General features: G+C 37.9%; 20 protein-coding genes and 1 pseudogene. 15 read left to right on the top strand and 6 right to left on the bottom strand.

Going from position 1 to position 21,115, the window contains the following annotated elements:
- Positions 1-98: 98 nt before the first annotated feature.
- Positions 99-815 (top strand): class I SAM-dependent methyltransferase, encoded by a 717-nt coding sequence (locus tag DSM106972_RS28195; RefSeq protein ID WP_127083792.1) that lies wholly within the window; start codon positions 99-101, stop codon positions 813-815.
- Here DSM106972_RS28195 and menD read toward each other — a convergent pair.
- Positions 808-2,526 (bottom strand): 2-succinyl-5-enolpyruvyl-6-hydroxy-3-cyclohexene-1-carboxylic-acid synthase, encoded by a 1,719-nt coding sequence (menD, locus tag DSM106972_RS28190; protein ID WP_127083791.1) that lies wholly within the window; start codon positions 2,524-2,526, stop codon positions 808-810. The genes DSM106972_RS28195 and menD overlap by 8 nt on opposite strands.
- Before the next feature lie 115 nt (positions 2,527-2,641).
- Here menD and folB point away from each other — a divergent pair, with 115 nt between their 5' ends.
- The 3 genes from folB to hypE all read left to right on the top strand — a co-directional run bounded on the left by folB (position 2,642) and on the right by hypE (position 5,892).
- Complete coding sequence (gene folB, locus DSM106972_RS28185) at positions 2,642-3,004, top strand: dihydroneopterin aldolase (protein ID WP_127083790.1); 363 nt, start codon at positions 2,642-2,644, stop codon at positions 3,002-3,004.
- A 518-nt stretch (positions 3,005-3,522) separates the two neighbouring features.
- The gene (locus DSM106972_RS28180; RefSeq protein ID WP_127083866.1) at positions 3,523-4,806 is read left to right on the top strand and encodes a diguanylate cyclase domain-containing protein; all 1,284 of its coding nucleotides are present in this window, start codon (positions 3,523-3,525) and stop codon (positions 4,804-4,806) included.
- Between the two features lie 15 nt (positions 4,807-4,821).
- On the top strand, positions 4,822-5,892 hold the full coding sequence (gene hypE, locus DSM106972_RS28175) for a hydrogenase expression/formation protein HypE (protein ID WP_127083789.1): 1,071 nt from the start codon (positions 4,822-4,824) through the stop codon (positions 5,890-5,892).
- A 68-nt stretch (positions 5,893-5,960) separates the two neighbouring features.
- On the opposite strand, the gene DSM106972_RS28170 is transcribed toward hypE, so the two are convergent.
- Positions 5,961-6,146, bottom strand: coding sequence for a hypothetical protein (locus tag DSM106972_RS28170; protein WP_127083788.1), 186 nt, complete (start codon positions 6,144-6,146; stop codon positions 5,961-5,963).
- Between the two features lie 754 nt (positions 6,147-6,900).
- Here DSM106972_RS28170 and DSM106972_RS28165 point away from each other — a divergent pair.
- The 11 genes and pseudogenes from DSM106972_RS28165 to hypB all read left to right on the top strand — a co-directional run bounded on the left by DSM106972_RS28165 (position 6,901) and on the right by hypB (position 16,425).
- Positions 6,901-7,296 carry a hypothetical protein gene (locus DSM106972_RS28165; protein ID WP_127083787.1) on the top strand — a complete coding sequence of 132 codons (396 nt, stop codon included), beginning with the start codon at positions 6,901-6,903 and terminating at the stop codon, positions 7,294-7,296.
- A 562-nt stretch (positions 7,297-7,858) separates the two neighbouring features.
- Complete coding sequence (locus DSM106972_RS28160) at positions 7,859-8,923, top strand: AAA family ATPase (RefSeq protein ID WP_127083786.1); 1,065 nt, start codon at positions 7,859-7,861, stop codon at positions 8,921-8,923.
- Positions 8,913-10,697: a vWA domain-containing protein gene (locus DSM106972_RS28155; RefSeq protein ID WP_127083785.1), complete on the top strand. Its 1,785-nt coding sequence runs from the start codon at positions 8,913-8,915 to the stop codon at positions 10,695-10,697. Before DSM106972_RS28160 ends, DSM106972_RS28155 begins: the two co-directional genes overlap by 11 nt.
- Before the next feature lie 536 nt (positions 10,698-11,233).
- Positions 11,234-12,223 carry a hypothetical protein gene (locus DSM106972_RS28150; RefSeq protein WP_127083784.1) on the top strand — a complete coding sequence of 330 codons (990 nt, stop codon included), beginning with the start codon at positions 11,234-11,236 and terminating at the stop codon, positions 12,221-12,223.
- A 277-nt stretch (positions 12,224-12,500) separates the two neighbouring features.
- On the top strand, positions 12,501-12,947 hold the full coding sequence (locus tag DSM106972_RS28145) for a DUF6932 family protein (protein WP_127083783.1): 447 nt from the start codon (positions 12,501-12,503) through the stop codon (positions 12,945-12,947).
- Positions 12,944-13,462, top strand: a complete 519-nt coding sequence (locus DSM106972_RS28140) for a helix-turn-helix domain-containing protein (protein WP_127083782.1) — start codon at positions 12,944-12,946, stop codon at positions 13,460-13,462. The genes DSM106972_RS28145 and DSM106972_RS28140 overlap by 4 nt, the downstream gene beginning before the upstream one ends.
- A gap of 141 nt (positions 13,463-13,603) precedes the next feature.
- The gene (locus DSM106972_RS28135; protein ID WP_127083781.1) at positions 13,604-13,933 is read left to right on the top strand and encodes a hypothetical protein; all 330 of its coding nucleotides are present in this window, start codon (positions 13,604-13,606) and stop codon (positions 13,931-13,933) included.
- 499 nt (positions 13,934-14,432) lie between these two features.
- Complete coding sequence (locus DSM106972_RS28130) at positions 14,433-14,876, top strand: hypothetical protein (protein ID WP_127083780.1); 444 nt, start codon at positions 14,433-14,435, stop codon at positions 14,874-14,876.
- A gap of 10 nt (positions 14,877-14,886) precedes the next feature.
- A pseudogene (locus DSM106972_RS55905) lies at positions 14,887-15,195 on the top strand (DUF2332 family protein); the annotation flags it as partial.
- 61 nt (positions 15,196-15,256) lie between these two features.
- Positions 15,257-15,598 carry a hydrogenase maturation nickel metallochaperone HypA gene (hypA, locus tag DSM106972_RS28120; RefSeq protein ID WP_127083779.1) on the top strand — a complete coding sequence of 114 codons (342 nt, stop codon included), beginning with the start codon at positions 15,257-15,259 and terminating at the stop codon, positions 15,596-15,598.
- Positions 15,589-16,425 (top strand): hydrogenase nickel incorporation protein HypB, encoded by an 837-nt coding sequence (gene hypB / locus DSM106972_RS28115; protein ID WP_127083778.1) that lies wholly within the window; start codon positions 15,589-15,591, stop codon positions 16,423-16,425. Before hypA ends, hypB begins: the two co-directional genes overlap by 10 nt.
- On the opposite strand, the gene DSM106972_RS28110 is transcribed toward hypB, so the two are convergent.
- The 4 genes from DSM106972_RS28110 to DSM106972_RS28095 form a co-directional block, all read right to left on the bottom strand.
- Positions 16,420-16,878, bottom strand: a complete 459-nt coding sequence (locus tag DSM106972_RS28110; RefSeq protein WP_127083777.1) for an aspartyl protease family protein — start codon at positions 16,876-16,878, stop codon at positions 16,420-16,422. The genes hypB and DSM106972_RS28110 overlap by 6 nt on opposite strands.
- Before the next feature lie 330 nt (positions 16,879-17,208).
- Positions 17,209-19,326 (bottom strand): xanthine dehydrogenase family protein molybdopterin-binding subunit, encoded by a 2,118-nt coding sequence (locus DSM106972_RS28105; RefSeq protein WP_127083776.1) that lies wholly within the window; start codon positions 19,324-19,326, stop codon positions 17,209-17,211.
- Positions 19,323-20,306 carry an FAD binding domain-containing protein gene (locus DSM106972_RS28100; RefSeq protein WP_127083775.1) on the bottom strand — a complete coding sequence of 328 codons (984 nt, stop codon included), beginning with the start codon at positions 20,304-20,306 and terminating at the stop codon, positions 19,323-19,325. Before DSM106972_RS28100 ends, DSM106972_RS28105 begins: the two co-directional genes overlap by 4 nt.
- Positions 20,303-21,025 carry a 2Fe-2S iron-sulfur cluster-binding protein gene (locus DSM106972_RS28095; RefSeq protein WP_127083774.1) on the bottom strand — a complete coding sequence of 241 codons (723 nt, stop codon included), beginning with the start codon at positions 21,023-21,025 and terminating at the stop codon, positions 20,303-20,305. The genes DSM106972_RS28100 and DSM106972_RS28095 overlap by 4 nt, the downstream gene beginning before the upstream one ends.
- Positions 21,026-21,115: the final 90 nt, after the last annotated feature.

Here is a 21,115-nt window from a genome sequence, read left to right as displayed (position 1 = left end):
TCGTTATTAAAATATATTTTGGCAAAGGTATTGTTACAAAAGTTAGATTTTTTAATTTTTCGTAAGATAATTAAGTCAGATGCATTTACTTAAAATCCATGTCACAAATATATCCTGGTGAGGTCTTCGCTAACACTTCAGACTTTGACGCTGGTATTCGTCAACTTTTGCCGCGTTATGATGAAATGCTCGAAGTAATTACTCGCTGTGTACCATCTGCAAGTAAAAAAATTCTAGAACTAGGTTGTGGAACTGGGGAGTTAACGCTCAAAATACTTAAACGTTGTCCAGATGCGGAAATTATAGCGCTTGATTATTCGCCACGCATGATTAACTTCGCTAGCTCGAAGGTTAGTTCTTTTGGATGTGAAGAAAGATGGTCGGGACAAGAAGCTGATTTTGGTGAATGGGCAAGTTATCCTGATAAATTTAATATCGGCGCCGATTTTGATGCGTGTATATCGTCACTTGCAATTCATCATCTTACGGATGAAATGAAGCAAAATTTATTTACACGTATTCATGAAAGTCTTATTCCATCTGGTTGCTTTTGGAATGCTGACCCAACTTTACCATCTTGCCCTACTTTAGCAGAGGTGTATAAATTAGCGCGAGAAGAATGGGCAAATCAACAAGGTACTACGCTTGCTGATGTTCGTGCAAGAATAGGAAACAGCACTACTTATGGGTATTCCAATCAAGACCAACTAGCAACTTTGGACGCACACTTACAAATGCTCACGCAAGCTGGATTTTCAACTGTAGCTGTTCCCTGGAAGTACTATGGTTTAGCGGTCTTTGGTGGCATCAAATAATAGCAAATTTGCCTAAATTATCTTTACGCCATTTTGCATCATGTTTACGGTTTGTTGGTAATTCTAAAATCCGAATTCCTGATGTAGGTAATGGATTTAATTTTTCTTTTAATAAATCCCATGATGTAATTATTTCATGCTCAATATCATATGTAGCAGAGAGTTTGGCAAAATCAATCTCTTGGGGAGTTGCAAAAAGTTCTTCAAATGGTGGCTCAAATTGAGAAATTGGTAACATTTCAAAAATACCACCACCGTTGTTATTAATTAAAACAATTGTCAAATGACCTATAAACTTTTTTCTAATCAAAAACCCGTTTGTATCATGTAGTAAAGCTAAATCACCTGTTAGCATAACACTACTTTGGTTACGGTGAGCTACTCCTAAAGCTGTAGATAATGTACCATCAATACCATTGGCGCCTCGGTTAACAAAAGCTTTAATACCAAGATTATTGGGTTTCCAGAAAAACTCAATATCACGTACAGGCATACTGTTGGCAATAAATAAAGGTGTTTTTGGTGGTAGTATCTGTGAAAGTAACCAAGCTGCTTTACATTCAAGCATCTCGCTGCAAAGTTCAAAAGTTTTATCGAGTGTTATGCGCGTTTTCGTTTCAATATGGCGCCAATCTTCAAGGTAAGTAGTAGTTGGTAACGTGGGAAATTCGCTCAATTCACAAATGTCTACTCGCAGGTGTGAAGTTTTTAAGTGCAGCGAATCAAGATTGCGAAAGCTTTTATCGATGATTAGTAATTGGGGTTGGGTTTGCTGTAACCAAGTTCGTAACTCCTTGCTAGTTGGCATTTCACCTATAAGGATGACAAATTCAGGTGCAAGCTTTTCTCTAAAGTCAGCATTACGAAGAATTGAGTCGTAAGTGGAAATTATATAGGGATTTAGATGAGCGTGGTTACGAACGGGAGAAAGTCCTTCTGCCAATACAGGATAATTTAAAGCGTGAGCAAGAAGAGCAATGTGATTACAATATTGCTCGTCTATAAGCGGTTGAGCAATTCCAGCAATAATAATACCGCGAGAAGAAGAGGGGAGGGGGGAGGGGTAAGGTGTAACGGGTAAGGGTGAAAGGGGTAAAGGTTGGCGCCAAAAATCTTCGCTATCTATTTCTAACTGTAAGCTAGTTAAATCAATACCATCTGAAACAGGGGCTAGAGGGTCGCGAAACGGTATATTTAAATGTACGACACCTGGTTGAGGAGATAAACAACGCTCCCATGCATGAATTATTGTTTGCCTTAAATATGTTAGTAGATTTAATGTGGCGCCAGGAATTGCGAGTTCGGCTTGCCAGTTGGGATAATTACCGTATAACTTTACTTGGTCAATAGTTTGTCCAGAGTGACAAAAGCGTAATTCTTGCGGTCTATCAGCAGTCAGTAACAATAACGGTACACAACTTTCAAACGCTTCAATCACCGCAGGATAAAAATTTGCCCCCGCTGTTCCAGAAGTACAAACAACTGCCACAGCTTTTTTGGTCGCTCTTGCTCTTCCTAATGCAAAAAATCCTGCTGAACGTTCATCGAGAATAGGAATCACTTCTATTTTTGGCGCTTTTTGAGCAAACGCAACAGCTAAAGGAGTTGAGCGAGAACCCGGACAAATTACAGCACAAGTCAACCCTAACCTTTTTAGAGTCTCGACAAGGACAAAAGCCCACAGTTCATTTGTATTACGAATTAATGACATTATGGCAGTGGTGAAATCAATATTGCTCTATCTAGTATCTAGTACTTGATTACCATTACCCAATACCTATTACAATCCAACCAGGCAATTTAACGTTTTGACATAATATATGAATATGGACAACATTCATGTGACAGGTATTCGTGCTTATGGTTACACTGGGTACCTACCAGAAGAGCAAGTGCTAGGACAATGGTTTGAAGTAGATGTTAAGTTGTGGCTAGATATCTCGAAAGCAGGAAAAACAGATGCCATTGAAGATACTTTAGATTACCGTAGCGTAATTAGTATAGTGAAGCATTTAATACAAACATCGAAGTTCGCACTGATTGAAAAGCTAATTGCGACAATTGCAGAGTCGATTTTAGCCGAATGTCATTCTATCACACAAGTACAAGTGATTCTCAGTAAACCAGCGGCGCCTATTCCTGATTTTGGAGGCAGAATTAGTCTCGAAGTGACTCGTACTAGAGTTTAAAGTTTTATTACCAAACGTCAAAAGTTGTTCAGCAAACCGGGTTTAATGTTAACCCGGTTTTTTTATACATTAAAACTGTATTGTAAATACAGTTTACTTGTAAGTGTTTGGTTAATATTTTGTTAGTGTATGAATGATTTTCTCTTGGCGTGAGCAGTATATCAAATCAACACATAACTAAATTATATGTTAATATAATATTTTTATTTAGCTAAGTAAAAACCGAGTATTATTGTATTTATGAGGTAATAAATAATAACCCTGGGATGATATTTTTTATACAAGTATATGCTGAATATAGCTTGGAAAACTAGATAATGATTGCACAGATGGATTAGAGGTAAGTGCCGAAATTAACGGTTAATGGAACCCAAATTGCTTAATATAATATTCTGCTTAACTTTGTACTAACGACAGATGTAAGCAGTATGGAGATTGATTATGATAGAATTATTTTCGCTGCCCTATGGTTCGTGTCGTTAATCGCATCTGAACCGATTCAAGCAGGTAATTTTAGTATGGACTGCCCAAAAATCCTAGTTGTGGAGGACTCTAGAGTTCTCGCAATAGACATAATTGATAGTTTGCAGAAATTAGGGTATGCGGTTTCAGATATAATTGATTCAGGGAAAGCAGCTATTGAAAAGGTAGCAGAAACGCGACCTAATTTAGTATTAATGGACATCTGCTTGGCTGGTGATATTGATGCGATTGCGGCAGGTAATATTATCCGGACAAACTTTCACATACCAGTATTATATTTAATGGAGTATACGGTAGAACCGAATTTATCTCAAAATCGCCGGAGCGAACCGTTTAGTCATATATTTAAACCGTTTGCAGAAAAAGATTTATATAACGCTGTAGAAATGGCACTTTATAAGCATCATATTGAAACTAAATTTGAAGTAGAACAGCAGCAGATGCTGTCAGTTATTAACAGTATGGGTAGCGCCGTCGTGATTACTGGTATCAGTGGAGACGTGCAAGTCATGAACCGAATTGCAGAAACTCTAACTGGTTGGAAAGAAGAAGAAGTTATTGGAAAGCACATTACACAAGTATTGAACTTAGTAGATAATGACACAGGAGAAGAAATCGACTATTTGGTAAGGCAAGCAATTAAGCAGGGTCAAGTTTTAAATTTGCCAGAAAACTGCGTGTTAATCAATAAAAATGGCGATTTGATTTCCATTGGAGACAACGTTGCTCCAATTCGCGACCGAGATGGTAATATTACAGGCGCCGTTATAGTATTTCAAGATATATCGCAGCGTAAACAAAAGGAAGAGCATTTAGTACGCAACGCTTTTTACGACGCATTAACATCATTACCAAATCGAGTTTTATTCTTAGACCGTTTAAGGCAAGTTTTCGAGCGTGCAAAAAGAAGGAATAATTATCATTTTGCTATCATGTTTTTAGATTTAGACGGTTTTAAAGGAATTAATGACCGTTACGGACATTCGATGGGAGATGATTTACTAGTTCATGTTGCTTCTCGGTTAAACTCGTGTGTGCGAAGTGGTGACACGGTTGCTCGGTTTGGAGGTGACGAATTTGCCGTGTTATTAGAAGACATCAAGAACGTGAATTTGGCAACAAGTGTAGCAAGACGTATTCAAGAATCTCTCAAAGAACCATTACATCTTAAAGGATACGAGCTTATTGCTACCGCTAGTATTGGAATTGCCTTAAGTTCAAAAAATCATGAAGAACCTCTTAATTTGCTCAACGATGCGGATATTGCGATGTACCGTGCCAAACAGCAAGGCAAAGCACAGTTCGCAATTTTTAGTTAATTGTCCCGCTAATTTATGAAAAACTCGGATTACGGTATTAAACTTAATAAGCGCGCTCAGTTACGAGATAAAAATATAACCCTCGCGCATGGCAGTGGTGGTAAAGCGATGCACGATTTAATCGATGATATTTTTGTTAATACATTTAATAACTCATATTTGGCGCCACTTGAAGACCAGGCAACTTTTGAGATAGCGGCTTTGATGCAACATGGTGATAAACTTGCCTTTACTACTGATTCCTATGTTGTAGACCCGTTGTTTTTTCCTGGTAGTGATATTGGTGAGTTAGCTGTAAATGGCACAGTCAATGATTTAGCTGTAAGTGGCGCCAAACCATTATATTTGACTTGTAGCGTTATTTTAGAAGAAGGGTTTCCAGTAGAAACACTAAGGCGTATTGTTAAAAGTATGCAAAATGCTGCAATTAAAGCAGGTGTACAAATAGTCACAGGTGATACTAAAGTCGTGCCGAAGGGCGCCGCAGATAAAATATTTATTAATACAACTGGTATTGGAGTAATATCTAATAAAGTAAATATATCTACCCAAAATATTCGACCTGGTGATGTAGTCTTAATTAACGGAGAATTGGGTAATCATGGTACATCTATATTAATCGCACGTGGTGAGTTAGCGTTGGATAGTAATATAGAGAGTGACTGTCAGCCTTTGAATGATTTAGTCGCCACTATAATTGAAGCGTGTCCTGATATTCATGCAATGCGGGATGTTACACGTGGTGGTTTAGCAACAGTTTTAAATGAATTTGCTTCAAGTGCCAATGTCAGTATTCGTCTTGATGAAGCAGCGATACCAGTTCAAGAACAAGTTAAGGGTGTATGTGAAATTCTTGGTTTCGACCCTTTGTATTTAGCTAATGAAGGAAAACTAGTAGTTGTCCTCAAACGTGAAGACGCGGATACAGTATTATCAGCAATGAAATCACATCCAGCAGGTTTAAATGCGTGTGTAGTTGGAGAAGTAATTGAGAAACCAGAAGGAATTGTTTTGTTGAAGACTGGTTTTGGCGCCGAAAGAATAGTTGATATGTTAGTAGGTGACCAATTGCCTAGAATTTGTTAGTTTTGGAAATTGCCACAAAAGGACTTGATAGCTTAATATCAATGCTACCAAGCTTATGATATCACTAACTATTCTTCCCACTCTTCAGCTGTAAATCCTATATTCTTTTCATTGGGAAACTTTTTTTCCATTTGTGCGATTGCATCTTCTATAGAGTTAGCTTTGATATAGTGCCCTTGGCGAGAGGCAGTTTCAGTTTTGCGTGCAATATCGTTAATATAAGGTTTATTGCGCGTACATTTGTAAGTTATCATGTATCAATTGTGCTAGTACCTCTACAGTATAGCTTTTTAAGCGATTAAGCGCAAGTTAAAAGCAATTATTATAGAGATTTGAGCGGAATAATGCCCTTGCAAACTATTCTAAGTGAGATTGCGTATATTAATTATCAAGTAAGTTTATTTTAGGGTCGTAATTTAAATGTAGATGCAAGCATAGCTTTATTCTAAATTATTGCTGCTTGTTAGCTTTGCTTTAATCTTCTAACCACAGTCAGTGATTTATAAAAAACTGATATCTTTAAAAGATATATCGAGGATTCTTATCCTAAAATAATATAATTATAGGTTTTAAGATTTTGACTCAAACCCGCATTTCATCAAAATGATAAAGTCCTAATTCTTAAATCAGCACTTGTCAATAATATTTAATAAATTATAATAAACTATATATATGACAGGCGCCGGAATCTCTCGCAGAAAGAGTACAAGTAAAAGGTTGAGGTGGTACAGTATTACAACCAGGATTGATAATGGCACCTAACGATAAAACGCTTTTGATTTGACAACGATGCTAACTTATTTAGTTGTTATGAGCTATTTAGTTGAAATGTATTGTATTTATCAATCCGGCGCCATTCGTGAGATGTCATTTGGCAGGTATAAAATAGAGTGTCGCCTTCTATAGAACAAAATTTCAACCAAAATAATCTAATCGACTTTTCCGTAATAACGAAAACGTGTGCTGAAGAAATTAGTATCAAATTCAACCACACGCATCATTATAAATATGCAAGTTAATTCTAAAACAGTCGCTCAGTTAGTTTTATCCGTTGTTGGTGTCTGCTCGCTTTCACTCCCCTTCGCACAAACCGCTCAAGCTGGAGAAGTTCGTAGTCTATGTGGTAAATACGACAGTACATTTGTTGCGGCTGAGACAAAGAATTTTTTAGTAAGCATCTGTGGAGGTGATACACCACATAATTATGTAGGTTTAGACAAAAAGACTGGTAAAAAGATAAGTCTACCTTTGACCGTAAATGGCGCTAAAAACAGAGGAAGGTACTTTGAAGCTGTTAATGGTGAATATACTTATGGTGTAACTGTCTCCAGCACAAACAAAAACTTGACTGTGAAAAGAAACAACCGCACAATTCTACGCGAAGCAATTGTTAGAGGATTTTAATAGCACTTTTATAAACGTAATTAAGTTTTAAAAGCTATTTATCTAACTCTTTTAAAACTAATTTAATATTCCACATTATTGCACCTTATAGGGAATGTATAATCTACATTCCCTTTTTTTATTGGATACCTAGGTTTAAATCAGGCACATTTAATTGAAGTAGAATGAACCTTTATACTCACCTGTCACGGTTTTTTATGCTTTTTATAGCTCTTATAGAAGCAAGTAACTTAATGTAAGCATAGCTAAATTGTTCAATATTGTGTTATCGTCCATCAGACATTCAAAAATGCATCTCCCAGATTGCTCATAATCTTACCAAAACATACGGCGCCTGCAACCGCAAAACGAGTCACTACTCACGCTTCAAGATAAGCTTCTGACGGAGCAAGCTAAAATCAATATAATGATTTTAGGTTTTGATGCAGTAAGCAACCGGGAGCACGCTATAAGCGATGTATATGACAGACGCCGTTCTAATTAATCCGGAATCATCCTCTTGCAAGGTGTTATAAACAAGATACGCCTACTGTTTATATAAATCTATACAAATTGGTATTGAATGAACCCAGCAATTGCACTTACCCAAAAACAACTATCCGAGTTTCTGTTGAATGTGGCTGTAGTAAGACCAGTGTTTATTTGGGGGGCGCCTGGAATAGGTAAATCATCTTTGGTGGAAGAGTTTGCAAGGGAAGTGGGAATACCTTGTGTTTCATTACTTGGTAGTCAACTGGCGCCGGAAGATTTAATCGGTGTGCCGCAAATTATAGATGGAACCAGTCGCTTCTGTCCCCCAAAAATAATTGCACGCTCAGAACCATACTGTTTGTTCTTAGACGAACTAAATGCTTGTTCTCACGAAGTACAGAAAGCATTTTATAGTCTTATTCACGAACGCCGAATTGGTGAGTATCATCTTCCTGCTGGTTCTATTGTAATCGGCGCCGGGAATCGCGCATCTGATAATGCCATTGTTAAGCCGATGTCTTCTGCTTTGCTCAACCGCATGATTCATGTACATTTAAAAGCTTCGCATCGCGATTGGTTGGAATGGGCAAAAAATAATAACATTCATCCTTGGGTAATAGAATACATTCAAACTCGTCCTGACCACTTGTGGAGTCAACCTCCAAAACATGAAGAAACTTTTTCTACACCACGTTCTTGGCATATGTTAAGCGATGCTCTTCATGAATTTGGTGAGCGTATTACTGATGATTGGCTGGAAGTTTTAGCTATTGGGTGCTTATCTCCCCATCATGCGACCCAGTTTAAAGGGTTTATCAAACAAATTAAAAGTAAGTATCAATTGAGTGCTATTCTTAAAGGAGATATTGGTTGGCCAACAAAGCCTGAAGATAGAGATGTTTTGTATTTCTTGGCACAGTCGTTACGCGCGCAACTTATTAAAGAATTACCTCAAGAACAAAAAATAGCTACAGGTAGTCAAAAAGATTTAGCTCACCGAGCTAAAAGTCTGCTCAAAGACCTCGCATCTATTAGCTTAGAGATAGCACAAATGGTTGTTGCCCAATCAGAAAAAGGTGATGCTTTACCCAGTTGGCTCATGGTAGAAATAGTTAGAGATTTGCCGCGTTTGGTGCAAAAAGAAAATGCCAAGTAAAAAAAATCAACCGGGCAAAGATATTGGATTAATTAATTTTAATGAAGGATGTGGGATTATTCGGTGCCATCCCATGTTTACAGAGCTATTTTATCACGCTAATATTATACGTAGAGAAGGAAATCAATGTCCACCCAAGGGTTGGGCTGTTGTTACAAGTAACGGCGCCATTCATGTACACCCTACCAGACGTGGTTTAGAAGAAGAGTGGGCATATGTACTAGCTCATTGTCTATTGCATTTAGGATTTGGGCATTTTCAGCAAAAAACAAATTTTCGAGAATGGAATGCCGCATGTAACTATTTTATAGCGAAATTTCTAAACGATTTAAAATTAGGACGCGCTCCAGATGAATATAATTTCTCTATAAATGCTTCTACTCGTAATGAAGAAAGCTTATATCAGGAATTTTGTGAGAGTGGGATTCCTGGGTATAACTTTACTGATATGATTATAGAATCCCCCAAAAATAATAATTATTATCTAAATCGTAATTTTGACTGGCAAGCTAGCTTTGGCAGAGGGTTAATTAGTGCTGTGACAAGTGCCGTAAATGTTGCGGGAGGACGCGAAGCTTTTTTGGGAGCAAATATTGAAAAAGATACTCCAGCTAACAGAGCGAAGTCATGGTTCATTAACAGTTATCCACTTTTAGGCGCCTTAGCAGCAAACTTTGAAATTATCGAAGACCCATTAATATGTCAACGTTTAGATATTTCGGTTGCTGCCGTTGATATTCAAAACAAAGAAATTTTTATTAACCCTGCTGCTAAACTCGATGACCAAGAATGCCGATTTGTCATTGCCCATGAGTTATTGCATGTAGGATTAAGACATGATACGAGGCGCCAAGGAAGAGACTTTTACTTTTGGAACGTTGCTTGTGACTATGTAATTAATTCCTGGCTGATAGAAATGGGTTTAGGAGAATTACCAAAATTTGGTTTATTATACGACCCTGAGTTAAAAGGGTTATCTGCCGAAGCTATCTATGACCAAATAGTTACAGATTTACGTCGCTTCCGTAAACTTGCTACATTACGAGGTGTCGGGCAATGTGACATTTTAGAGGGAGGAACACCAGATTGGTGGACTCATGATGATGGTATGGGACTAGATGATTTTTACCGTCGTTGTTTAAATCAAGGACTTATCTATCATCACGAACAAAACAGAGGTTTTCTGCCTTTGGGGTTAGTCGAAGAAATTCGCGCTTTAAATCATCCTCCTATTCCTTGGGATGTGGAATTAGCAAGATGGTTTGATAATTATTTTTCGCCATTAGTTCATGTTAGGTCATATGCTCGCCCAAGTCGGCGCCAATCTTCCACTCCAGACATTCCCCGTCCTCGTTACATACCTGATACTAGTGCCGAAGAAGGTCGAACATTTGGAGTAATATTAGATACTTCTGGTTCAATGGAGCGGGAATTATTGGGGAAAGCTTTAGGCGCCATTGCCAGTTATAGTATTTCTCATGATGTGCCTTATGTACGGGTTGTTTTCTGTGATGCATTTGCTTATGACCAAGGATATATGGCGCCGGAATCTTTAGCAGAACGAGTTCAAGTTAAAGGTCGAGGTGGTACAGTTTTACAACCGGGGATAGATATGTTGGAGAAAGCAGAAGATTTTCCCAAAGATGGCCCCTTACTAATTATTACCGATGGATTTTGTGACCGCTTACACATCCGCCGAGAACACGCTTTTTTACTCCCCGCACAAAGATACTTACCTTTTGTACCCAAAGGGAAAGTTTTTAGAATTAGTTGATAAACTTTATATCATCAATTTTGCAGTCTTGTAGCATAGGCGTCTCGCCTGTGCAGTGATAGAGTTTTTTTACCACAGAGACACAGAGTACACAGAGAGAAGAAAGAGAGATTTAAAATAAGATTTAGCATTGAGAAAATAATTAAACAACCCTCAATATAAATCAAACTTATCTACACCGCTCTAATGCTTCTACACATAAAAAAAGTATAAAGCTGTATCAAAATTACAGCAATTAGTTATATTGACTCTATAAAACAGCGCTTTTTTTGCGACAAACACGTAATTTATAAAAAACTTAGTAATAATTTTTACATCTTTACATCAAAATACTACATTTATTGTTTTCAGGCATATTTTTTGATTATCAACTGCCCTTGATATTGTGTAAAGTGACAAGTTCGCCCTTAAAGCTTCATTAATATATTCTAACTAGCTTACTCGTATAATTTATAAATTTTATTAAGTATTTTAGTGTAATACATAACTATATATATATTAAGATAAATAGTATAAAATTTGCTTGTAGAAAAAATATGAATGCATCGTGCTATCAAGCCAAGGGTGTAGGCAATATAGTTACTTTATTTAAAGCGCGCGAAGCGAAAGCTCCATACAATGTAACTCCCACTCGTAATGTAGTTAAAGTTGAAGTCATTGATTCTGATGACTTATCATATGATGAAGAACAAGAACGGATTATATTAGAAAATCTTGTTGAACGCGCGTTTTATGAAGCGGGGAAGGCATTACGTTGCTTGCGCGACAAAAAACTATACAGAAGTACTCATAAAACTTTTGAAGAGTATTGTAGGAAAAGGTTTGGTTACACGCGCATTGCTGCTGTTTACAAAATAGCAGCAGCTAATGTAGTCGATAATTTGTTAACCAATGGTTATCAAAATCCACCGGATGTACAAGAACCAGATTTGTTAACCAATGGTTATCAAATTCTACCAGATGTACAGGAACCAGATTTGTTAACCAATGGTTATCAAATTCTTCCTACTAGTGAACGCCAAGTTCGCCCTTTGGTTGCTCTTGAACCTGATGAACAACGTAATTGTTGGAAACTCGCAGTGGAAAAGGTTGGTGGGAAAGTACCATCAGGACGAGTAGTAAAGGACATCGTTGACAAGATTCGAGAAAGAACGGAAGTCAAGAACCCTTATCGTAAGGGAGAAATTTGTGTTTTGCTTCCTAAAAATAATCCAGATTTAAAAGGTAAAGGTGGATGCTGGGGTGCCATAACCCATGTTGGCGATTATTCTTGTACAATTGAAACTTGGGATGGTGAGTATACAGTTAAAATCCAGCATTTACTATCACTGAATTTATATGATGATGGATGCAAATTCATGCAAGACTTAGTTTTACGGTTACGACGATTACATGCTTCACCAAACCGTGATTCTGCCACTGATAGCTTGTTAGCATTTTTTGGCAAAGAGCATAAAACATATCTTACAGATGCACAAGAAGAGTTACTTACAATTCTTGAACGTAAGGCAAAATTAATTCAGTGATTGTCAAGAATATTTAATAAAACGTTTTGATATTTTGAAAGCTGTAGAGACGCAGAATTTTACGTCTCTATAGTCTCAAATTGCATGAGTGATTGGTCTTGCTCCTATTCGCCAATTAAATCGCATCTGTGCGTTTTTACATCTACACATCCTTTACAAAACATATCGTATTTAAATATTTGTGATAATTTATATATGTTAATATTGATTTTTGTTGAGTTTTTAACCTAATTTGCCTATTTATATTTGATAATAAAAATATGCTAGGGTGTCATAAATAATTCCAGAATTTGATGAAAATGGAAATTTACCAACAGGGGTACATTTTTGTGAATGGGAAGAATTGGTAGAGAGATTTGGTTATACTGTACAAAGGCAGCGTATGATAACTGGTCTCGAATTGGCAATGAAGCAATTACAAGAAGCTGGTTGTAGAACTATTTATATAAACGGTAGTTTTGTGACTAGTGAACCAGACCCGAATGATTTTGATGCCTGCTGGGACACGGAAGAAGTTGATATGGATTATCTGCGAAAAAATGCGCTTCCGATATTCACATCTTATAATAGTCAAGCACAAAAGGCTAAATATAGAGGTGAATTATATCGGTCAGATGAACCTGTGGGCGATTTAGGCTTAAATTCATTTGATTTCTTCCAGCGTGACAGAATGCAAAATCGCAAAGGAATTATTGCTATTGATTTAATGAGGTGGGAATTATGATAAAGAATGAAAAACAATATAATTATAGTAAAGAATGTGCGAAAAAATTTGAATATTCTATATCAGTGATACAGCAGGATGAAGCTTGGATGCAAAATAATCCTGAAAGCTGGCAATGTGATATTGATGTTAAAAAGTCTCATTTGATGGCTTTACAAAAAGAAATTAATGAATATGAAAGTTTAATCAATTGTGAAAATAAACAACCAATAAGAATAAAAGTAGAAAATTTTAATAAGCTTCCAGACACCCTGATTAAAGCGCGCATTGCTGCAAAGATGAGCCACAAAGAGTTGGCTGACATAATAGGGTTTGAAGAAGAAAAAATTAAAGATTATGAAGCAAAAAATTATAGGTTTGCCAGCTTCAGTGAAATTACTGAAATTAGCACAGCTTTAGGTATTGAGTTTGATAATGCGTTTGTAAAAGTAGATTTTGATGAGATTGAAGAGGTTAAAAAAGTTGCTGAACAATGGCGTAGACGCAGCAAAGGTAAAGAATTACAACCAAAGTAGAAGTTGAGGTTTGCGATAGGCGCCAATCCTTACGATTACTGTTGACTTAACGAAGATGAGAATCTTTGTTTGGCTTGCCCATAGGAATAAACATATATTTTATAGTTACACAACTGAATATTAACGATACAGAACGTACAAATGTTTTTAAGCATTCAACAGTTGGATGAAATCAACGCGCGTGCTTGCGCTCTCTGGCATTATGAGGCGCCACTAAACTTCTATAATTTGAATCCTGATGAAATCGAACAAAACGTACAATACTTTCTTGACCCTCAAAATAACTTCTACGGTATATTTGAGAAGCTAGAATTTATTGGCTTTTGTAGTTTTGGAGAAGACGGGCAAGTTGATGGAGGTAATTACAGCGCGCTTGCTCTCGATATTGGAATGGGTATTCGTCCTGATTTAACAGGGCAAGACCGTGGGAATTACGGCTCTTGCGTACTTAGCGTGCTAAACTTGTGGTAAAATAAGCTTAAAACTCTTGCTGGGTTTATCTTACAGCCATTGTTACCTTCAGAACGGTTTTTTATCGCTTAAATTTAAACTATAAGTGCCTATAAGCCTTGTAAATAAAGCATACTTGTAAATTTTAATTAAAATTTAGCACGCTATGTACGAAAGAACCAGTTTTAGACACTAGTAAGTCTCCTCATACCGATGCCTGATTAAAACAACCAAACGTTTTAAGTCAACCCTCTCAAAAGTGAAAATTATACCGTTTGGGTTGTTGGCGCCCATTATCAATCCGTAAAGTGGCATATTTACTGACGGTGTAACAGTTCAATCTGAATCTTTCCGTAACAAGGAATTTCTGCCACAGCTTGTGGCAGATTTTGAGCATCGACACCTGCAACAATTTTTGGACTAACTCAATAATACATGTTTACTTAACTATGTCGATAGGAGCGAAATTCAAATTCCTTACCAGAAGCTTGATATTAACAGCATATCTGTTAATATTCCGGTGCCACCACAGTTATTACTAGACTGGTTAGGCACCGTACCAGGTGATGAGCAAGCAGCAATATTAAGGATGCGTGAGAAAATTTTGGGTTTTGACACGCGTATCAAAGAGGAAATAGAAAGCAAGAAAACTATTCGATATCAGGGTAAGGGTAAATCAATAGCAGAGTTTTGTTTCTATCGACAACTTAATAAACCTATTGTGTTTGTTTGGTTGCCTACACCACGCTCACTTGTGTTTGAGCATAAAAAACAAACTATTGCTAGAATGCGATTATGGATAAATAATGGCAATGTTACTTATGCTGGTCATATAAGTGAAGGCTTAGGTCGGATGAAACTAGAATCTGAATGGGATGCAATACCTGGAGAAAAAAGGCCTTCTGGGCTAATTTATAGTTTAAGTTACAAGTCATTTTCTCCTGTAGACATAACTATATACTAGGGCAAATGCACTAACAATAATTACTGGAGATGCTCTTGGGCGCCTTCCTGAAATTTTATCATCTGTACCAGAGGATGTAGCATTATGTATTTTTCATACTTTCACTCTTAATCAGTTTTCTTTAGATTCATCTGAAAAGCTTTTCTCTCTTCTTGCTCAACATTCTTTAAAACAGGATTTATTTATAGTTTCTATTGAGATGAAAGCAAAAGCAAAGGCACTGGTTGAAATTAGTTTTTTTGAAAGAGGAGTCAAAACCTCACAATCTTTAGCTTATTGTAGCCCTTATGGAGATTGGATAAAGTGGCTCGTTAATTAAATATGACGATAATATAAATATATGTTGGGTTTCTCTTCGTTCCACCCAACCTACGGTAGATATGCATGAGTTGAGTATTACTCAAAATATTGTAGCGATTGTTTCTGAATATGCTGAAGGTAAGAAAGTACAGCGTATTTTATTAGAAGTTGGTAAGCTATCGGCGATTTTACCTGATGCTATTAAATTTTGTTTTGATATTTGCTCGCAGGGAACTGTTTTAGAAGGCGCCATGTTGCAAATTAGAGAAATCCCTGGTTTGGCAAATTGTCGCAACTGCGGTACACAAATTTTACTTGAAAAGCCTTTTGGTCGATGTACGTGTGGTTGTACTGAGTTAGATTTAATTGCTGGTGAAGAGTTAAAAATAAAAGAAATTGAGATAGAGGAATTATGTGTGTAAATTGTGGATGTTCGGATGATGGAGATGTAAAGGTTACTAATTTAGAAACGGGTAATGTTGCTATGATTGATTTATATCATAATCATACACATGTTTTACCAGATGGTAGTGTGGTTACTCATACACACCATCATGAAGAACCTGCTCATATTCATGCCCAAGTCCACAGCACCACAATATCGCTAGAAGCTGATATTTTATCTAAGAATAATTTACTTGCGGCTCAAAATCGCGGTTGGTTCAAGGGACGAAATATTTTAGCTTTAAATTTGATGAGTTCACCAGGCGCCGGTAAAACGACTTTACTTACTCGCACTATCAAAGATTTAAAGGAAAAGTTACCTATCAGCGTTATTGAAGGCGACCAAGAAACAATTAATGATGCTCAAAAAATCCAAGATACTGGCTGCAAAGTTGTACAAATCAATACTGGAACAGGTTGCCATTTAGATGCAACAATGATTGATAAGGGTTTACAACAGCTTAACCCACCTCTAAATTCTGTTGTGATGATTGAAAATGTAGGTAATCTTGTTTGCCCAGCATTATTTGATTTGGGTGAGAATGGCAAAGTTGTAATTCTCTCTGTAACGGAGGGAGAAGATAAACCTATCAAATATCCTCACATGTTCCGTGCTAGTCAGATAATGATTATCACTAAACTTGATTTACTTCCTTATGTACAGTTCGATATACAAAAATGTATTGAGTACGCGCGTCAAGTAAATCCACAAATTCAGGTTTTTCAAGTTTCGGCACAAACAGGTCAGGGTTTAGATGATTGGTATGATTGGTTATACACAAATATAATGACGGTGCATTTATAAAACTGTAAGATAACTTTGCTCAGAATTCATAGGTAATAATCGCAACTTATGGTTTGTTAAATCTGGCTCAAGTCCCAAACGTTGCATTGGTAACACACTTAATAAAGCATATGGTACTTCTGTTAGCTCTAAGCAGTCAAAAGTACTTTGGCGCCCTTCAATGGACAATTCAGCATTTTTAAATATTCGTCCTTGTTGTAGCCCAGCAGTGGTTTGAACGCTTGCTTCTCCTCGTTGAGCTAAACCTAATTGAGTAATAACAGATGAGGGTAAACATAATAATGTTGCACCTGTATCGACTAAAACATTTGTTAATGTAACGGAACGGACTTCTTCTGGGGAAATAAAACCACGCTCGGCTAAGATTTGATCAATTTGATTGGTTACGTTTAAGGTTATTATTACTTGACCTCTTTGTCTCTCAGGAAAATATGGTATCGATAGCTTCCTCATAATATTCTACCTTTAAGCATTTACTTAATTTTGCAGGGTTGAAAAAATTAACCACCAATGCATAAGTTACACGTTTGTAAGAATTATTAAAAAATTAACATATCAAAATTAATTAAATTAGTTTTAGAAGTAGGCACCAATATATAACTCTTTTAACTCTTATCTTTGTGTACGAGCGTGTCTAAAGAGTGGGAAATTCCTCGCTCAGGAATGTGGTTTATTTCTCTTCTCTCCGTGTCCTCTGCGTCTCTGTGGTAAAAAATTATATTACTGCACAGGCAAGGATGCCTGTGCCACAGCAACATAACAAGGGGATTTTAATTTGTATTTCTACGCTAATAGTTTGTCTGGTGTTAATGGTAAACTTCGCAGGCGCCTACCTGTGGCATGATACACAGCGTTGGCTATGGCAGCAGAAACTCCTGTAATACCTATTTCTCCTACTCCTCTAACTCCCGCAGGGTTAAAGTTTGTATCAGGTTCCCCAACAAATATTACATCTATACGGGGAATATCGGCGTGTGCTGCATAATGATATGTTGCTAAGTCATATACAACGGGATAACCAATGTTGGGGTCAAACTGACATTCTTCCATTAAAGCTTGACTTATACCCATTATCACACCACCACGTATTTGACTTGCTGCGGTTTTGGCGTTGATGACTTGTCCTATATCCATTACTGACAACCAACGAGTTACACGCAGCCTACCAATACTCTCATCAATGGCTACTTCACAAAAATGGGCGCCCCATGATTGAAAGGCAAATTTTTTACTTTCTTCTCCTGGCGCCGAAGATGCTGTTGCTTCAAATGCGGCGCCACCAGTTTCTTCAAGCAGTGCAAATGCTTCTTGGGCTGTTTCAACTCCTGCTTGTTTTAAAACTTCTTGACATGCTGCCATTACAGCAGGCGCCATTGATGCACTCATCATTGAACCACCTGCCATACCTCCATCTGGAAGTCGTGAGTCACCAAGTTCAACACGAATTTTTTCTACAGGTATTTGTAGGGTTTCGGCGGCAACTATTGCTGCTACTGTGTAAGCGCCAGTCCCTATATCATTACCAGCAGTTAAAACATGTGCTGTACCATCTTTTAACAAACGAACTTTGACAGATGCTGCACCGCGTAAACCTGGGAATGTTGATGCTGCCATTCCCCAGCCAATTAACTTTCCATCACGATGTACTTCGCGCGGTTCTTTTGCTCGGTCTTTCCAAGCAAACTTCTGGGAACCAACTTTCAAACAGTCCGCAAAATGTTTTGCACTAAAAGGAAGGTTTTTACGCTGATGAATTTTGGTTTCGTTTTTGAGTCGCAACTCTACAGGGTCAATTTTTAAACTCCATGCGAGTTCATCCATCGCTGATTCTAACGCCCACATTCCTGGATTTTCACCCGGCGCCCGCATAAAAGTGGGTACTCCAACGTTCATTACCGCCAATTCCTGCATTATCTGCAGGTTGTCAGTTTTGTACATGACGGGGGTAATATTTGTGCAAGGCTCAGTGAAAACCTCTACAGGCGATGTTACTGATTTTACTTCATGGTCAATCGCTGTAATCGTACCATCCGCAGTGGCGCCCAAACGAATTGTTTGTTCTGTTTCTGAACGATGTCCAGTTAAAGCCGTCATCTGGCGCCGACTTAAAACTAATTTGAGCGGTCGTTGAATTTGTTTTGCTGCTGCTGCACAAAGAACAGCGTGAGACCAAGGAAAGCCTTTAGAACCAAAAGCACCACCTATATATGGACTAATAATTCGTACTTTTTCAGTTGGTACACCTAGTAATTCTGCGTAGGTACGTTGTGAACCTAAAACGAATTGACTATGCTCATATATAGTAACTCCATCGCCTTCTTGCCAGTCTACGATGATAGCATGAGGTTCCATTGGAGCATGAAGTTCGGTTTCGGTTTGATAAGTTTCAACAACTTTTGCGGTTGCAGTTTCCATTCCTTTCGTAACGTCACCAATAGAAAACTTCATTTCTTCGCCAAAATGTGGTGGCGCCTCTTTGAAGTTTGCAAGACTAGCATCAATTACGAGTGGTTGAGTACTATAATCAACCAGTACACGCGAAGCTGCATCGCGCGCACGCTCAAAAGTATCAGCAACTACAAGCCCAATAATTTGTCCTGCGTAATGAATTTGATTATCAGATAAAGGCAAACGAGCTTCATAAATCTTCGACTTCGCAAAGTTGTTAGTCGGTTTAAATACTTTGGGCGCATTCAAGTGCGTAAATACCGCAATAACTCCTGGTAATTCTTGAGCTTTACTTGTATCAATACTACGAATTTCTCCACTAGCTATTGTCGCAGTTACAAGATACCCGTGAACTAAATTAGCTAGTTGATATTCTGCTGAGTAAGTCGCGGCGCCAGTAACTTTTGCGATACCATCTTTACGACTAACCGATGTCCCTATAATTTGACTCATGCTATCCCACCTCCATTAGCTGATACCATTAATGCGCGACGAATAGCACGTTTGCTCATTTCCACTTTGAACTTGTTATGTTCTAACGGTTGAGCATTACGAAGTGCTAAGTCAGCAGCTTGTTGAAATAATGTTGTATCAACAGCTTTACCAACTAAAAACTGTTCTGCTTCTTGTGTACGCCAAGGTTTGTGTGCAACACCACCTAGTGCAATTCGGGCGTTACAAATCTTGTTATTATCAATATCTAGAATAGCTGCTACTGAAATGAGCGCGAAACTATAAGAAGCACGGTCACGCAATTTCAAATACACTCCCGATTTGGCGTTTATATTTGCTGGTAATATTACAGCAGTAATAATTTCCCCCTCCTCAAGTGCAGTATCACGTTCAGGTTGATTACCTGGTAAACGATGAAACTCGCTAAAAGGAATTTGGCGCCGACCCGAAACACCCTCAACTTCAACAACTGCATCCAAAGCTGCTAATGCCACACACATATCTGAAGGGTTTACAGCAACACATTTATCGCTTGCCCCAAAAATTGCGTGCATCCGATTTATTCCCGTTGCTGCGGGACATCCACTTCCTGGCTGTCTTTTATTACAACTAAACGCAGTATCATAATAATAAGGACAACGAGTACGCTGCATCAAATTTCCACCAACACTAGCAACGTTACGAATTTGCTGCGATGCTCCTGCTAATATTGCTCGTGACAATATTGGATAGTTTTGCCGCACAACAGGAAAGTCAGCTACTTGGGTATTAGTAACCAAGGCGCCTAACCGTAACCCGTCACCAGTAGTTTCAATCTTCTTTAGATCAAGACGAGAAATATCAATAACTTGCGTCGGTTCGTCAAGAAAAACCTTCATCCGGTCAACTAAATTTGTACCACCAGCAATAAGCATTGCTGGTTCCGGTCTATCGACAACATCTTGTATTGTATTTGCCCGTGTGTAGTTAAAATTCTTCATGCTTGTTTTTCTTTTCCTTGCACCATTAAAAACGCAGCTGGTTCTGGTGGCACTTGTCCAGCTACTTGCTGTATTGCCGCGACAATACCGTTATAAGCACTACAACGACATAAATTACCACTCATTCGTTCGCGAATTTCTAATTCTGAAAGATTTGCTAATTGCGGCGCCCCACCCAAAGTTTCAGTAAAATCTTCTGAAACTACACTCGCACAACCTCGCTTAACTTCATCAATTAACGCTACCGCAGCACAAATTTGACCTGGAGTGCAATAACCACATTGAAAACCATCATTTTCAATAAATGCTAACTGCATTGGGTGAAGGTCATCACCTTGAGTCAAACCTTCAATTGTTGTAATTTCTTTACCTTCCTGCATTACAGCTAGCGATAAACACGAATAAACGCGCTGCCCATCTATTATGACAGTACAGGCGCCGCATTGTCCGTGGTCACAACCTTTTTTACTACCTGTTAGCTGCAACCGTTCACGTAAGGCATCAAGTAAAGTTACGCGAGGCTCTATCGCGAGTGTATACTTCTCGCCATTAATATTAAGGTCAACAATGATTTCTCCGACTTCTACTTTCACGCTCTGTTTATCTTGAGTAGCTCTAACTGTTGATGCAAGGGCTACGGCGCCGACTGATGTGGCTGCAACCTGCGTCCTTAATCCTTGCTGTGAAGCTAACTTAAGTCTATCATCGTTGTTACTCATGAATTATCCCACTGCCTTTGTAAGTTTAATATGGTAAATATGTCGCACGATAGATGTTTCAAAAATCTGTTTAGCGCTAACAGTAGCAAT

The organism is Dulcicalothrix desertica PCC 7102 (genome assembly GCF_003991905.1).
GTDB classification, from domain to species: domain Bacteria; phylum Cyanobacteriota; class Cyanobacteriia; order Cyanobacteriales; family Nostocaceae; genus Dulcicalothrix; species Dulcicalothrix desertica.
The sequence above is the reverse complement of the archived record's forward strand: the minus strand, read 5'-3'. Positions and strand labels throughout refer to the sequence as shown.